This is a genomic window from Alcanivorax limicola, assembly GCF_019931215.1.
GTDB classification, from domain to species: Bacteria; Pseudomonadota; Gammaproteobacteria; order Pseudomonadales; family Alcanivoracaceae; genus Isoalcanivorax; species Isoalcanivorax limicola.
Genome location: NZ_JAIOUB010000002.1, coordinates 521,646 through 536,301, shown reverse-complemented (window position 1 = coordinate 536,301; position 14,656 = coordinate 521,646). Strand labels below are relative to the sequence as shown.

Below are 14,656 nucleotides of genomic sequence, written 5' to 3'. Positions count from 1 at the left end.
CCCGGACTAAGCCCCGGTGACATCCTCAAACAGCGCCTGAACAAATTCCTCGGCATCAAACGGCCGCAGGTCCTCGAGCTTTTCACCCACGCCGATAAAGCGGATCGGCAGACCGGTGCGTTGTGCCAGCGCGAACAGAATGCCGCCTTTGGCGGTGCCATCCAGCTTGGTCAGTGCCAACCCGGTGACGCCTACCGCCTTGCGGAACTCCAGCGCCTGGTTGATGGCATTCTGGCCGGTGCCGGCATCCAGCACCAGCAGCACTTCGTGGGGCGCGTCGGGGATCAGCTTCTTCATCACCCGCACCACCTTGCTGAGTTCCTCCATCAGGTTGCCGCGGGTATGCAGCCGGCCTGCGGTATCCGCAATCAGGACATCCACGCCCCGCGATACCGCCGCCTGCACGCCATCGAAGATCACCGAGGCGGAGTCCGCGCCGGTGTGCTGTGCAATCACCGGAATATCGTTGCGCTCGCCCCACACCTGAAGCTGCTCTACCGCGGCGGCACGGAAAGTGTCCCCCGCTGCCAGCATCACGGACTTGCCGTCGTTGCGCAGCCGTTTGGCCAGCTTGCCGATCGTCGTGGTCTTGCCAACGCCGTTCACGCCAACCATCAGGATCACGTAGGGTTTCTTGTCCGGTTCGATCACCAGGGGTTTGTTCACTGGCATCAGCAGCCGCCGCAGTTCTTCCTGCAGCGCGTCATACAAGGCATCGGCATCCACCAGTTCCTGGCGGCCGACCCGTTCTGTCAGGGCATTAACGATGGTATCGGTGGCTTCCACCCCGACATCGGCGACCAGCAGCTGGGTTTCAATCTCTTCGAAAATCTCGTCATCAATTTCCTTGGCGCCCACCAGCAGGTCTGCCAGGCCCTTGCCGAAATTCTGGCGCGTTTTGCCCAGCCCGGTTTTCATCCGCGTCCAGAGGTTCTCCTCCTGCGATGATTCACCAGCCGCCGACGGTGCAGGTGCTACGCTGTCGGCTGCGTTATCCGCCTCATCCTGCCGACGACGGAACATGCGGGAGAACAGCCCCCCGTCCTTGCGCTCATCGTCCTTGTCGGAATCAGGTTTGCTGGAAACTTCATCAGTCATGCCGGGTCTTTCCACTGTGTGGTGATGGTATGGAGGCCGCGCTATCCTATCATCCCGCCTCAGGCAGAGAAATGCAGCGGCACACGGCCACACTGAGACATATTGAAGAGACGAGTCCTATTTGATGCTGATGCGAACAACCCGCCACACCCGGCCAGCCCCTGTCATGCACTCGATGATACGCCTTTTGACGTTACGCGGACTGCGCCTCCTCGCGCTGGCAACAACGCTGTGCCTGCCCACCAGCGTCTGGTCCGCCGATCTGGTGCCGCCGACACATGAATTCACGCTCGATAACGGCCTGCGCGTGCTGGTGCGGCAAGACCACCGCGCCCCGGTCGCCGTGGTCATGGTGTGGTACAAGGTCGGCAGCATTGACGAACCGCCGGGCATGACCGGCATCAGCCACATGCTCGAGCACATGCTGTTCAAGGACACCAAACACCTGTCGCCGGGGGATTACTCCAGTCTCGTGGCCCGTTTCGGCGGCCAGTCGAACGCCTTTACCGCCTACGAGTACACCGGCTATTACCAGCAGTACGAGGCGACGCGCCTGCCCCTGGCGCTGGAGCTGGAAGCCGAGCGCATGGCCCATTTGCGCATCGACGATGATGAATTCTTTCGCGAGCTGCAGGTGGTGCTTGAAGAGCGGCGCCAGCGCACCGACGACAATCCCAACGCGTTGGCCTGGGAAAAATTCACCGGCATTCTCAGCCCCGGCCAGGGCTATGCCCACCCGATCATCGGCTGGCGCCAGGAGATACAGCAGTATCAACCGGAAATGGCCGAGCACTGGTATGAGCGCTGGTACATGCCCGGCAACGCCACACTGGTCGTGGCGGGTGATGTGGACGTTGATGAAGTGCGCGCTCTCACGGAGCGCTTCTTTGGCGCCATCCCGGCCCGCGATGTGCCCGCCCGGCCAGAACCCCGGCAAGCCGACATCGCCGGGGAGCGCCGCCTGAATCTGGTCATGCCGGTCCAGGTGCCAACCCTGTATATGGGCTGGAACCTGCCCTCGCTGCTGACCGCCGAAGACACCCACGAGTTTTACGCCCTGAGCATGCTCAGCGGCATTCTGGACGGCGGCCGCAGCGCACGTTTTCAGCGTAATCTGGTGCGCGGGCCGCGCCTGGCCGCAGGTGTCAGCGCCAACTATCGCGGCCTCGCCCGGGGCGACGGCGCCTTTATCGTCAGTGGCACTCCCACACCGGGCACCAGCCTGGATCAACTGGAAGCCGCCGTCGAAGCAGAAATACGCGCTATTGTCGAAACGCCGCCGGACGTCGCGGAGCTGGATCGCGTGCGCGCCCAGGTGCTTTCCAGCCATGTTTTCGGGCAGGACTCCCTGTTCGGGCAAGCGATGGAGCTGGGCTATCTGTCTGTGCTGGGCATCGACTGGCGCCTGCGTGCCGGCATGGCCGAGGCCCTGGCGGCCGTCACCCCGGAAGACGTCAGCGCGGTGGCGCGCCGCTATCTCACCCGCGAACGTCGTGCGGTGGCTTTTGTCGAGCCGCACGTTGCACCAGACACAGCGCAGGAGACAGCTGATGAGTGACCGCCGTTTTTTCATCGCACTGTGCGCCGTGCTCGCGCTCATCGCGCTGGCTTTTGTCATCAACTGGCCCGCAACGTCCTCACAGGCACAAACCGACGCGGCGCACTTCCCCACCTCGCTGGCGGAAGTCCGTGCCGCCGAACCGGGTCGCCGCGAACTGTCGATACAGCAATGGCAGACCGACGCCGGGAGCCGCGTGCTGTTCGTCCACACCGATCAGCTGCCCATGCTCGACGTGCGCCTGGTATTCAATGCCGGCAGCGCCCGGGACGATGATCTGGCGGGCCTGGCCAGCCTCACCAATGCGCTGCTGGATCAGGGCGCAGACGGCCTTGATGTGGACGATATCGCCCGCGAATTCGAGGATATGGGGGCACGTTTCGGCACCAGCAGTCACCGGGACATGGGGCTGGTCAGCCTGACCACCCTCAGCGATGACGAATTCCGCACACCCGCGCTGGCACTGGCGACACGCATCCTGCGCAGCCCGGATTTTCCGGAAGATGCTCTGGGACGCATCCGCACGCAGATGCTGCAGAGTCTGCTGATGCAGCAACAGGTGCCCGGCCCGCAAGTCGCCCGGGCCTATAACAACGCCCTGTTCGGCGCGCACCCCTACGGCATCCATGCCGGTGGTTCGCCGGAGAGCCTGCCGCGCATCACGCCGGAAGCCGTTGCCGCGTTCTATCAGCGCTACTACACCGCCGGCAATGCCGTGATTGCCCTTGTCGGCGCAGTGAAAGAGGACGAGGCGCGGCAGATTGCCGAGCAACTCAGTGACGCCCTGCCGGCCGGCGAGCGCGCCCCGGCGCTGCCGCAGGCGGCCATTCCCGGCGAGAAGACACAGACCCACGTGGATTTCGCGTCGTCCCAGACCCATATCCATATCGGCACGCAGCTGGTGCGCCGGGACCATGAAGACTATGTCGCGCTGTACGTGGGCAACCATATTTTCGGTGGCGGCGGTTTCAACGCCATCCTGATGGACGAAGTGCGGCAGAAGCGCGGGCTGGTGTACGGCGTCAGTTCCTCCCTGTCGCCCATGGCGGCGGCCGCGCCCTTCACCATCGCGCTGCAAACCGCCAACAGCAATGCGGACGAAGCGCTCGGCCTGACGCTGGATCTGCTGGCAGATTTTGTCGCTGACGGCCCCACCGCAGAACAGGTTGAGCTGGCGGTGGACTATCTCACCGGCAGTTTCGCCATGAGCACCGCCTCCAACAGCGCGATTGTCGGCCAACTTGGCTCCATGGGCTTCTACGATCTGCCGCTGGATTACATGGACCGATTCCAGCGTGATATCGCTGCGGTGACGCCTGCGCAGATTCGCGACGCCCTGCGCCGCCACCTTGATCCGCAGCGGGTCGTGATCGCCAGTATCGGCCCACGTCAGCCGGAAGCACGGTTGCCCGAGGACGAGGATGGCGCCCGTGGCGACCAGTAAGGGCAGTGTGCGCATCATCGGCGGCACCCACCGTGGTCGCCGTCTGCATTTCATCGACCAGGGCGGCGACCTGCGCCCCAGCGGTGACCGCATGCGCGAAACCCTGTTCAACTGGTTGCAGCACTACGGGCTGCACCAACGCCGGGTGCTGGATCTGTTTGCCGGTTCAGGCGTGCTCGGCGCCGAAGCGCTGTCGCGGGGCGCCGGCCATGCCGTGCTGGTGGAGAAGAAACGGGAGCGCGCCGCAGACCTGTCGCGCCAGCTGAAGCCGATCTTCGACACCCGCATTCATATCCAGTGTGCCGACGCGCTGACATGGCTGCAGCGCGAAACGCCCGCCACGCCCTTCGATCTGGTGTTCGTCGATCCACCTTATGATCTGGGCCTGGCAGGGAGCGCCTGCGCGGCACTCGACGCCCCCGGCTGGCTCAGCGCGGGCGCTCTGGTTTATGTTGAATCCCGGCGCCATGACCCCGCCCCGACGGTTCCGGCCCATTGGATACTGGAAAAGGAAAAGGAGGGCGGCGACGTGCGCGCCCGGCTTTACAAACAGATCTGACCGTCGCAACCACTCTGACTGTCGCAACCATAACGAGCAAGCGCTATGCCTCATCAACGCCGGATCATCGCTCACGCTCTGACGACTTGCCTGGCGCTGTGCGCGGCCCTGCTTTCCGTTGCGCTTTCCGCTGCGGCCAGCGCCAGCGATCCGGCCCGCTCCGGCAGCGTCAGCCAGCCGCATATTCAGGCCGAACTGTTCAGCGACGTCAGTGCCGTGGCCCCCGGCGACACCCTGACCGTGGCGCTGCGACTGCAACCCGACGAAGGCTGGCACACCTACTGGCTGAATCCGGGCGACTCCGGCCTGGAGACGCGCATCAACTGGACTCTGCCCGAGGGCGCCAGCGCCGACGGCATTCAGTGGCCGACACCGGAAAGCATCGCCGTTGAACACCTGGTCAACTACGGCTTCAAGGGCGACACCCTGTTACTGACCGACATTACCGTGCCCGCAGATCTCGGCGCGGACACCGACACGTTTGCGCTGACCGCCGATGCCAGCTGGCTGGTGTGTGAAGCCGAATGCATCCCCGGCAGTGCCTCCCTGTCCCTGACTCTGCCGGTGGCGGATATCAGTGAGCTGTCACCGCACACGGCGTTGTTTCGCCAGGGCCGCGACAGCCAACCGCAGGCGGCAGACTGGCCGACGCGCTTCGTCATCCACGACACCTACCTGGAAGTGCGCATTCAGGCGCCGGACGATCTGCCGACCACAGATCTGCATTTCTTCGCCGGCGCGGCAGAGCTGGTCGAGCACGCAGAACCCCAGAGCGTGACCCGCGAGGCGGGGGCGCTGGTCATCCGCCAGCCCCTCAATCTTTATTTCAACCAGACACCCGGGCGCTTCGCTGCCGTGTTGCGCCACGACCCGCCGGGCGCCAGCGCCAGCGCCTGGCTGCTGGACGCGCGCAACAACGCCCTGGTCGCTGAGGCCGGTGAGGTCGCCGGTGCACCAGCACCCACCGGCCTGTGGCTGGCCTTGCTGCTGGCGCTGGGCGGCGGCGTGCTGCTCAATCTCATGCCTTGCGTGTTCCCGGTGTTGTCCCTGAAGGCGCTCAGCCTGACGCAGGGCAGCGCGCATCGCGGGCATGCGCTGGCGTACACCGCCGGCATATTGCTGTGCTTTATCGCCATCGCCGGCCTGCTGCTGGCCCTGCGCGCCGGGGGCGCGGCCCTTGGCTGGGGCTTCCAGTTGCAAAGCCCGCCGGTGGTCGGCGCCCTGGCGTCTCTGATGTTTGCGCTGGGGCTGGGCCTCACCGGCATGGTGCAACTCGGCGCGGGCTGGATGGGTGTCGGCCAGCGGCTGACCCACAGCAGTGGTCTCTTCGGCAGTTTTTTCACCGGCGTGTTGGCGGTGATCGTCGCCAGCCCCTGCACCGCGCCTTTCATGGGCACCGCCCTGGGCTATGCCGTTACCCAGCCTGCGCCGGTGGCCTTGTCTGTCTTTGCCGCGCTGGGGCTTGGTCTGGCGCTGCCTTTTCTGTTGATCGGCTTCATTCCCGCACTGGCCCGGGCATTGCCCAGGCCCGGCGCCTGGATGGAGACGTTCAAACAGGCCATGGCGTTCCCGCTTTTCCTGACCAGCGTCTGGCTCTTGTGGGTGCTGGGCCGCCAGACTGGCGCCGACGGCATGGCGCTCGCGCTCGCGGGGCTGGTGGTGCTGGCGCTGGCCCTGTGGCTGTGGGGTGTCGCCCAGCAGCAGGGCAGCCGCAACAAGCGGATCGCCGCCGCTGCCTTGCTGCTACTGGCCGTATGGCCGCTGTGGAGTGCCACGCAATCCGTGGCCCCGACCGCGGGCAACGGCACGGGCCACGCGCGCGCCTGGTCGGCCGAGACGCTCGCGGCACTGCGTGCCGAGGGTGAGCCGGTGCTGGTCAACATGACCGCCGACTGGTGCATCACCTGCCTCGCCAACGAGCGGGTGGCACTGGACACGCACACCGTTCGCGAGGCGTTGACGACCCATGGCGTTACCTATCTCAAGGGGGACTGGACGCGACAGGACCCGGCCATCACGGATTATCTTGCCGGTTATGGCCGCAACGGTGTGCCATTGTATGTGCTCTACCCGCGAGACGGCGGCGCACCACGCATCCTGCCGCAGGTGCTGACACCTGCGCTGGTGAGCGATGCGCTGGCCGAGGCCGCTGGCGCACCGTGATGCACAGTGCCACGCCGCTCACGACACACATTCAGTAAAAAGGAGACACGGTTGATGACACGCATTTCCCGGATACTCAGCGGCACCGCAACACTGTTGCTGGCCGCCACACTGCCCCTGACCGCGCTGGCCGCCCCCAAAGTCGGTGAGCCCGCGCCAGCGTTCAGCGTGGCCGATACAGCAGGCACCACTCACTCGCTGGATGATTTCGCCGGACAGACCGTCATTCTGGAGTGGACCAATCATGAGTGCCCGTTTGTGGTGAAGCACTACGGCAGCGACAACATGCAAACCCTGCAGCGCCGCTATACAGAGGCCGGTGCCGTCTGGCTCACGGTCATCTCCTCCGCGCCGGGCAAGCAGGGCCACGTGTCCGCAGAGGATGCCGATCGCCTGACCCGGGAGCGCCAGGCCGCCCCCAGCGCCGTGTTGCTGGATGAAAGCGGCGACATGGGCCGCGCCTACGACGCCCGCACGACACCGCACATGTATGTCATCGACGGCGAAGGCATACTGCGTTACATGGGCGGCATCGACAGCAACCCCAGTGCAGATCCGGCAGACATCCCCGACGCCACGCCTTATCTGGCCCACGCCGCCAGCGCGGTACTGGACGGTGAAGACGTCAGCCGGGCTGTCACGCGGCCCTATGGCTGCACTATTAAATACTGATCGAGGAACCCGCATGAAAGCCGTCCCGCTGATTGCCGCAACATCCCTGCTTTGCAGCGCCGCGCTGGGCACCAGCGGCGCGAGTCATGCTGACATCGTGACCAGCAAGGTGGCCTACGACATCGACGGCCAGCCGTTCGAGGGCATGCTGGTCTACGACGACAGCGTCACGACACCCCGTCCGGGCCTGCTGATGGTGCCCAACTGGATGGGGCCGACAGACAATGCCGCACGCAAGGCTGCGCGCGTAGCCGGCACCCGCTACGTCGTCTTTGTCGCGGACATGTATGGCCGTGATATACGGCCAAGCAACACGGAAGAAGCGGCCGCCGCCGCTGGCGCCGTGCGCGGTGACCGTGCCTTGCAGCGCCAGCGCGCCCTGGCCGCGCTGGACGTGCTGCGCACACAGCAGCAGGTGCCGATGCAGGCCCACAAGATCGGCGCTGTCGGCTTCTGTTTCGGCGGCGGCTCGGTGCTGGAACTGGCCCGCGCAGGCGCCGATGTCGGCGGCGTTGTCTCGTTCCATGGCAATCTCGACACGCCGGACCCGGAAGACGCCCGCGCCATCCGCGCGCCGGTGCTGGTCCTGCATGGCGCCGATGACCCTTATGTGCCGGCGGAGCAAGTGCGCGCCTTCGAAGCCGAAATGCGCAACGCAGAGGTGGATTGGCAGCTTGTCAGCTATGGCGGTGCCGTGCACTCTTTCACGGACCCCACTGCCAATGCGCCTGGCGAAGCCGAATACAATGCCCGGGTTGCCGGCCGCGCTTTCGACCAGATGAATCTGTTTCTTGATGAGCAATTCGAACGCTGAAACACCACTCGGGGCCGAGCCCTTCCGGCCCCACCCACTGCTGCGCTCACGCCACCTGCAGACGGTGTGGGGGCCGTTGTGGCGTAATCACCCGCCCTTACAGCAGCGCCAGGAGAAACTGGCCCTCAGGGACGGCGATCATCTGTGGCTGACCTGGGCGGGGCCCACACCGCGCCAGGGCAGGCCCATCGTGCTGATCCTGCACGGCCTGTCCGGCTGTTATGACTCTCACTATGCGCGCGGATTGCAGACCTGCCTGGCCGCACAATCCGTTACCAGCGTTGTCATGAACGCGCGGGGCACCGCGCACCGGCACAATGACCGCGCCTGCATCTACCACGCGGGCGAAACCGCAGACCTGCATGATGTGATCAGCGACCTGCGCACGCGCAATCCGGGCGGCGTCATTCTGCCGGTGGGCTACTCTCTTGGCGGCAGCCGTCTTCTGAATTACCTCGCCGACACCCCGGCACGTTGCATCCCTGCGGCCGTTGCAGTGTCAGTCCCGTTGCAACTGGCGTTGTGTTCCGCGCAACTCGACCGCGGCGTCGCGCGCGTTTACCGCAACCGCCTGCTGCGCGAGTTGTTGCAGCAACTGGACGCCAAGAAAACGCATCTGCGCCAGGTCGCACCGGCGCAGGCCCGACGCCTGGAGGCCCTCGGCCACCTGGATGGCGTCCGCACCTTTCGTGATTTCGATGACTATATTGTCGCGCCACTGCATGGCTTTGCCGGCGCTGATGATTACTACGACCGCTGCAGCGCCGGCCCCAGGCTGACAGCTGTTCGCACCCCCACCCTGCTGATCCATGCCACAGACGATCCTTTCATGACGCCGGCGGTGGTGCCCACATCAGACACGGTGAGCCAGGCGGTGCAGCTGGAAATCAGCCCCCACGGCGGTCATGTGGGCTTTGTGGCGGGCCACCTCAACGCGCCGGTTTATTGGCTGGAACAACGCATTCCTGCATTCTTCGCGCCCTGGTTATAGTCCCTGCAAAAGCCCCTGCAAAGTCCCTGCAAAAGCCCCCGCAAACTGGCGCAATATGTCAAAAACACGGCGCCAAGCGTCAATATGCTTCCCCGGCCATGGGCCACCATGACAGGACATTCCAGAATAAGACGCTCCAGACAGCGAGGCCCTCGTCATGATCGGATTCCCCATCGCGCTCGTATTTGCCAACGGCTTTGAGTGGTATGCGCACAAATATGTGCTGCACGGCACACCACGCAAGGGCCAGGGCCGCTACAGCCCGGTACCCCGCTCCATGAAAAGCCACTGGGCACATCACAAGATCGTGCGCACCTCGGACTACGAGGATCTCGGCTACGCCGAAGGCTTGTCCAACTGGCGGACCCGCAATGAGGTGGTGTCGTTGCTGGCGCTGACGGCGGCGACCACCCTGGTGTTCCCGGTGGCGCCTTTCTTCACCCTGGGCACCTACTACGCCGCCGGGCGTTACTTTTATGTGCACCGGCGTTCGCACCTGGACCCCGAGTGGGGCAAGAAGCGCATTCCGTGGCATTTTGACCACCACATGAACACCAATCAGGACGCCAACTGGTGCGTCACCCGGCCCTGGTTCGACTACATCATGGGCACCCGGGTCGTCTCCAGCCCGGACCTGATGGAATCAAATCCGCTCGGCATTCCTCTGCCAAAGGTGATCGAGAAGCCGTTCAATCGACTGTGTCGCAAGGCTTTTCCTGGTGCTTTCCGGCGTCTGGATGAGCGCCAGCGCCAGGAGGCCGAGAAAGCAGCCCGGCAGAAACAGGGCGCCGCCGACACATCGGCTGACGAAGGCCGCGCCGCCTGAACGCCTGCCTGAACGCCTGAACGGAGCTGGCCTCAAGCGCCGAACAGCAACGCCATGGTGTCGGTGCCCTGGTCACTGTAGCGGGCCTTCATCATTGCCAGGTGGGATTGTGCCTCGCCGCGCAGGTAGGGCGCCTCGAGGCAGATGATCTGATAGATGCCCTGGCGCAACAGGGTGCGGTCCAGCGCTTCATTCTGCCGGGCCGGCGATACCAGGCTGTGGACGAAACTGGCCCAGGACGCCGCCAGCACCCAGGTATTGACCAGCAGGGCACGCAGGGTCTCATCACTGGCATCCATCAGTGCCGAGCGGCGCAAGCCCTCATACACCAGCAGGCCACGATCCAGACTTTGCCGGACAAAGACCCCGTAACGCTCGCGCAGACGCGCGTCCTGATTCAGCAGATGCCCCAGGTCCCGGTGAAAGAAGCGCGCGCCCCACATGCTCTCCAGAATCGCCTCGAAGTAGCCGATCTTGTCTTCCCAGGTCAGCGGCCGATCCTCCGGCACGCTCAGGAAGCCGGTCACGATCTGCTCGTAACGCTCGAACAGGCTGAAGACGATGTCGGCCTTGTTGCGGAAGTGGTAGTACAGATTGCCCGGGCTGATCCCCAACGCCTCCGCAATGTGATTGGTGGTCACATTGCGCTCCCCGTCACGGTTGAAGAGCATCAGACTGGTTTCAAGAATGCGTTCGCGGGTGCTAGTCATATCGAGCCAAAAATTGGGCGGGAAAACCGGTTAACAGGAAGCTGATTGACAGTTAGAGTAATTGCTCTAAGAATCGAGTACAACAATATCCCCCAATCCACGGGCCGCGGACACGCCGAGGCCCGGCTTCAAACCCAGGGAGGCGCATCATGGTCGCCGAAGTCAAGACTATGCACGGTCAGCAAGAAGACACCAGCCATCTGCAATCACTGTTCGAACAACAGAAGGCCGCCTTCCGCCGGCACCCTTACCCATCAGCGGAAGAGCGCAAGGAACATCTGGCGCGTCTCAAGCCGATGCTGCTGGACAACCTTGACCGCATTACCGATGCCCTGAACAAGGACTTCGGCAGCCGCTCCCCGGATGAAACAAAAATTGCCGAGGTCCTGACCAGCCTGGAAGGCATCAAGTATTACAGCAAGCGCCTGCGCAAGTGGATGAAACCGCAAAAGCGCAAGACCGGCAGCATGGGTTTCCCCGGCTCCGCCCAGGTGATCTATCAGCCGGTCGGCGTCGTCGGCGTGATCGTGCCCTGGAACTATCCGCTGTACCTGGCCATCGGCCCACTGTTGGCGGCGCTCGCTGCCGGCAACCGGGTGATGATCAAGATGAGCGAGGCCACCCCCCATGCCGGCGCGCTGCTGGAAGAATTGATCGGCAAGACCTTCAGCGCCGACCATGTGGCCGTGGTCAACGGTGAAGTGGAAGTCGGCGCGGCGTTTTCGAAGCTGCCGTTTGATCATCTGCTGTTTACCGGCTCTACCTCCGTGGGGCGTCACATCATGCGCGCTGCCGCCGAGAACCTGACACCGGTTACCCTGGAGCTGGGCGGCAAGAGCCCGACCATCATCGGCCCGGACTTCCCGATGCAGGACGCGGTGGAACGCATCGCCTTCGGCAAATGCTTCAACGCGGGCCAGACCTGCGTTGCTCCGGATTACGTCATGTGCCCACGCTCACGCGTGGATGAGTTCATTGACGCTTTCGGTGCTCAGGTCGGCAGCATGTACCCGACCATGGTGAACAATCAGGATGTCACCAGCGTCATCAACGACCGCCAGTATCAACGCCTGCAAGGCTACCTGGCTGACGCCCGCGCCAAAGGCGCACGCGTCGTCGAGGTCAATCCGGGCAATGAAGACTTCAGCAGCACCCGCAAGATGCCCTTTACGCTGGTGCTGGATGTCACCGACGACATGAAGATCGCCCAGGACGAAATCTTCGGCCCGCTGATGATCGTGCATCCCTATGACGACATCGACCAGGCCATCAATTTCGTCAATGACCGTCCGCGTCCGCTGGCGCTGTACTATTTTGACTGGAACAGCGAACGCGCCAATTACGTCATGACGCACACCCATTCCGGTGGCGCTTGCCTGAACGACACCATGAGCCACGTCGGCATCGATGACATTCCCTTCGGCGGTATCGGCGATTCCGGCATGGGGCATTATCACGGCCCGGAAGGTTTCTTTACCTTCAGCAAGGGCAAGGGCGTATTCCGCAAGGGACGTATCAACGCCACCCGCAATATCCTGCCGCCGTTCGGTAATCGCATGCACAACTTCATCTACAAGTTCCTGATGAAGTGAGGCACGCATGAACAACATCGCCGGGCAAGCCCCGGCCAATGAAAGCCGGCGCGCGTTTATTCGCTTCGGCCTGATCGGTTCAGCGGTGGTCGCCTCCGGCGCCACCCTGGCCACAGTCAGCGGCTGCGCCAGCAACACCACGCCCGCCAGCGGCTATCGCCAACTGCGGGATGCCGACCTGACACTGCTGCGCCCACTGGTGCCGGTACTGCTGGTCGGTGCTTTCGATCCCACTGATGACAATATCGAACACACCCTGCACGGCATGGATCAATTGCTCGATTCCGCTGCGCCGGGCGCCATTGCCGATCTGCACCAGCTACTGGATGCGCTGCAAGTCGCTCCCATGCGCCGGTTCTTCACCGGCAGCTGGCGTCATTTCGGTAACCAGAGCACGGCCGAGCTGACCGAGACGGTCACGCAGTGGCAGCAGCGCAACTACGAACTCTCACGCCTTTCCCTGCGGGCCATCAGCCAGCCGCTGCTGTGGGCCTGGTATCTCACGGAAGAGGGCGCCCGCAGTACCGGCTATCCCGGACCACCGAAGAAGGTACTTGCCGCATGATCCAGGATCTTTCCACACTGGCCATTCGCAACATCGCCGATCCCTGGGAGCAGGGCATTGCCGCAGGCTGGGACGTCATTGACGGCGCCGCCGCCAGCGAAGACCTGACACTGGATGCCGATGTGATCATCGTCGGTACCGGCGCAGGCGGCGGCGTCAGCGCCGAAATTCTCAGCCAGGCCGGGCTGCGCGTCATCATGGTCGAGGCGGCCCGTCTGAAAAGCTCGAATCAGTTCAACATGAACGAAGGCGAGGCCTACCGGGACCTGTACCAGGAGGGCGCCACCCGCACCAGCAAGGATGCCGCGATCTCGATTCTGCAGGGGCGCGCGGTCGGCGGCACCACCGTGGTCAACTGGACCTCCAGTTTCCGCACGCCGGAGCAGACGCTGAACCACTGGCAGGACACCTTCGGCGTGACCGGCATGTCCGCACAGGACATGGCCCCCTGGTTCGAGCGCATGGAAAAGCGCCTCAAGGTGAGCCGCTGGATCATGCCGCCCAACGCCAATAACGATGTGATCCGCAAGGCCGCCGAAAAGCTCGGCTGGCACTGGGACACCATTCCACGCAATGTTGATGGCTGCTGGAACCTGGGGTACTGCGGCACCGGCTGCCCCACCAACGCCAAGATGTCGATGCTGGTCACCACCCTGCCGGAAGCCATGAAAGCCGGCGCCACGCTGGTGCACAGCACGGAAGCCGTATCCCTGGACCATGATGGCACCCGGGTGACCGCCGTGCAGTGCCGTATGCTCGGCGAAGACCGCCAGCCCAACGGGCACCGCTGCGTGTTACGCGCGCCCACCATTATCGTCGCCGGCGGTGGCATCAACACGCCGGGGTTATTGCTGCGCTCCGCGGTGCCGGACCCGCACAAGCGCGTCGGCAAGCGCACCACCTTGCATGTCACCAGTTCCGGCTTTGGCGTTTACGACAATGAAGTGGCCGGTTACTACGGCGCGCCGCAATCCCTGTACTCTGACGAATTCACCTGGCGCGACGGCGCCACCGGCAAGATGGGCTACAAGCTGGAGGTGATGCCGGTGCATCCCGGCGTGACATCAGTGCTGCTGGATGTCTCTGGCGAACGGCTGCGCGAGGAAATGGGCGAGCTGCCGAAGCTGTCCATGGCCATCGCCATGATGCGTGACGGTTTCCATGAACAGAGCCCTGGCGGCGATGTACAGCTGCGTGACGACGGCTCACCGGTGCTGGACTACACGCTCAGCGCGCATCTGCTGGAAGGCGTGCGCCACAGCCTGCTCAGCCAGGTCGAGATGCATTTCGCCGCAGGTGCCAAGAAAGCCCGTGCCCGGCACTCGGACGCGCGCTACCACACCAGCTGGCAAGAGGCGAAAACCGCGATTGAGGGTTACCGCTACGCCACGCATTTCGTGCCGCTGGGCAGCGCCCACGTGATGGGCGGCTGCGCCATGGGCAGTGACGAGACCGTGTGCGTGACGGACAGCGATGGCCGTTACCGCCATCTGAAGAATCTGTATATCTTCGATGGCTCGGTGTTGCCCACCAGCCTCGGCGTCAATCCGCAGCTGACCATCTACAGCATCACCGCCCGCAACGCCTCCCGGCTTGCCGAAAAGCTGGCGCCTTCGGCCTCCGCAACGGCCTGACCCGCCGTCCGCCACCCCCTCTGCCGCCAC

The 14,656-nt window shown here is 64.1% G+C and carries 13 protein-coding genes; 11 read left to right on the top strand and 2 right to left on the bottom strand.

The genetic code is table 11. From position 1 onward, the window contains the following. Positions 1-6: 6 nt before the first annotated feature. Positions 7-1,098: a signal recognition particle-docking protein FtsY gene (gene ftsY / locus K8B33_RS08370; RefSeq protein ID WP_223425525.1), complete on the bottom strand. Its 1,092-nt coding sequence runs from the start codon at positions 1,096-1,098 to the stop codon at positions 7-9. A gap of 187 nt (positions 1,099-1,285) precedes the next feature. Between ftsY and K8B33_RS08365 the strand changes: the two genes are divergently transcribed. The 8 genes from K8B33_RS08365 to K8B33_RS08330 all read left to right on the top strand — a co-directional run bounded on the left by K8B33_RS08365 (position 1,286) and on the right by K8B33_RS08330 (position 10,125). Further along, positions 1,286-2,656: a M16 family metallopeptidase gene (locus K8B33_RS08365; RefSeq protein ID WP_223425523.1), complete on the top strand. Its 1,371-nt coding sequence runs from the start codon at positions 1,286-1,288 to the stop codon at positions 2,654-2,656. Next, positions 2,649-4,100 carry a M16 family metallopeptidase gene (locus K8B33_RS08360; protein WP_223425522.1) on the top strand — a complete coding sequence of 484 codons (1,452 nt, stop codon included), beginning with the start codon at positions 2,649-2,651 and terminating at the stop codon, positions 4,098-4,100. The genes K8B33_RS08365 and K8B33_RS08360 overlap by 8 nt, the downstream gene beginning before the upstream one ends. Next, positions 4,078-4,659 carry a 16S rRNA (guanine(966)-N(2))-methyltransferase RsmD gene (gene rsmD, locus K8B33_RS08355; RefSeq protein WP_223425519.1) on the top strand — a complete coding sequence of 194 codons (582 nt, stop codon included), beginning with the start codon at positions 4,078-4,080 and terminating at the stop codon, positions 4,657-4,659. The genes K8B33_RS08360 and rsmD overlap by 23 nt, the downstream gene beginning before the upstream one ends. 45 nt (positions 4,660-4,704) lie before the next feature. Further along, positions 4,705-6,822 (top strand): protein-disulfide reductase DsbD family protein, encoded by a 2,118-nt coding sequence (locus K8B33_RS08350; protein ID WP_223425517.1) that lies wholly within the window; start codon positions 4,705-4,707, stop codon positions 6,820-6,822. A gap of 54 nt (positions 6,823-6,876) precedes the next feature. After that, complete coding sequence (locus K8B33_RS08345; protein ID WP_223425515.1) at positions 6,877-7,494, top strand: redoxin domain-containing protein; 618 nt, start codon at positions 6,877-6,879, stop codon at positions 7,492-7,494. Positions 7,495-7,507: 13 nt separating this feature from the next. Next, a complete protein-coding gene (locus K8B33_RS08340) occupies positions 7,508-8,308 on the top strand; it encodes a dienelactone hydrolase family protein (RefSeq protein ID WP_223425513.1) in 801 nt (266 codons plus the stop codon). Then, positions 8,289-9,299 (top strand): hydrolase, encoded by a 1,011-nt coding sequence (locus K8B33_RS08335; protein WP_223425511.1) that lies wholly within the window; start codon positions 8,289-8,291, stop codon positions 9,297-9,299. The genes K8B33_RS08340 and K8B33_RS08335 overlap by 20 nt, the downstream gene beginning before the upstream one ends. A gap of 157 nt (positions 9,300-9,456) precedes the next feature. Then, the gene (locus K8B33_RS08330; RefSeq protein WP_223425508.1) at positions 9,457-10,125 is read left to right on the top strand and encodes a sterol desaturase family protein; all 669 of its coding nucleotides are present in this window, start codon (positions 9,457-9,459) and stop codon (positions 10,123-10,125) included. A gap of 32 nt (positions 10,126-10,157) precedes the next feature. On the opposite strand, the gene K8B33_RS08325 is transcribed toward K8B33_RS08330, so the two are convergent. Further along, positions 10,158-10,835 carry a TetR/AcrR family transcriptional regulator gene (locus tag K8B33_RS08325; protein ID WP_223425506.1) on the bottom strand — a complete coding sequence of 226 codons (678 nt, stop codon included), beginning with the start codon at positions 10,833-10,835 and terminating at the stop codon, positions 10,158-10,160. A gap of 149 nt (positions 10,836-10,984) precedes the next feature. Between K8B33_RS08325 and K8B33_RS08320 the strand changes: the two genes are divergently transcribed. The 3 genes from K8B33_RS08320 to K8B33_RS08310 are packed head-to-tail and all read left to right on the top strand — an operon-like array spanning position 10,985 to position 14,626. Further along, entirely contained in the window at positions 10,985-12,427 is a 1,443-nt protein-coding gene (locus K8B33_RS08320) for a coniferyl aldehyde dehydrogenase (protein ID WP_223425504.1), read from the top strand. A gap of 7 nt (positions 12,428-12,434) precedes the next feature. After that, on the top strand, positions 12,435-12,992 hold the full coding sequence (locus K8B33_RS08315) for a Tat pathway signal protein (RefSeq protein WP_223425501.1): 558 nt from the start codon (positions 12,435-12,437) through the stop codon (positions 12,990-12,992). Next, positions 12,989-14,626, top strand: a complete 1,638-nt coding sequence (locus tag K8B33_RS08310; RefSeq protein ID WP_223425499.1) for a GMC family oxidoreductase — start codon at positions 12,989-12,991, stop codon at positions 14,624-14,626. The genes K8B33_RS08315 and K8B33_RS08310 overlap by 4 nt, the downstream gene beginning before the upstream one ends. The last annotated feature ends 30 nt before the right edge of the window (positions 14,627-14,656 follow it).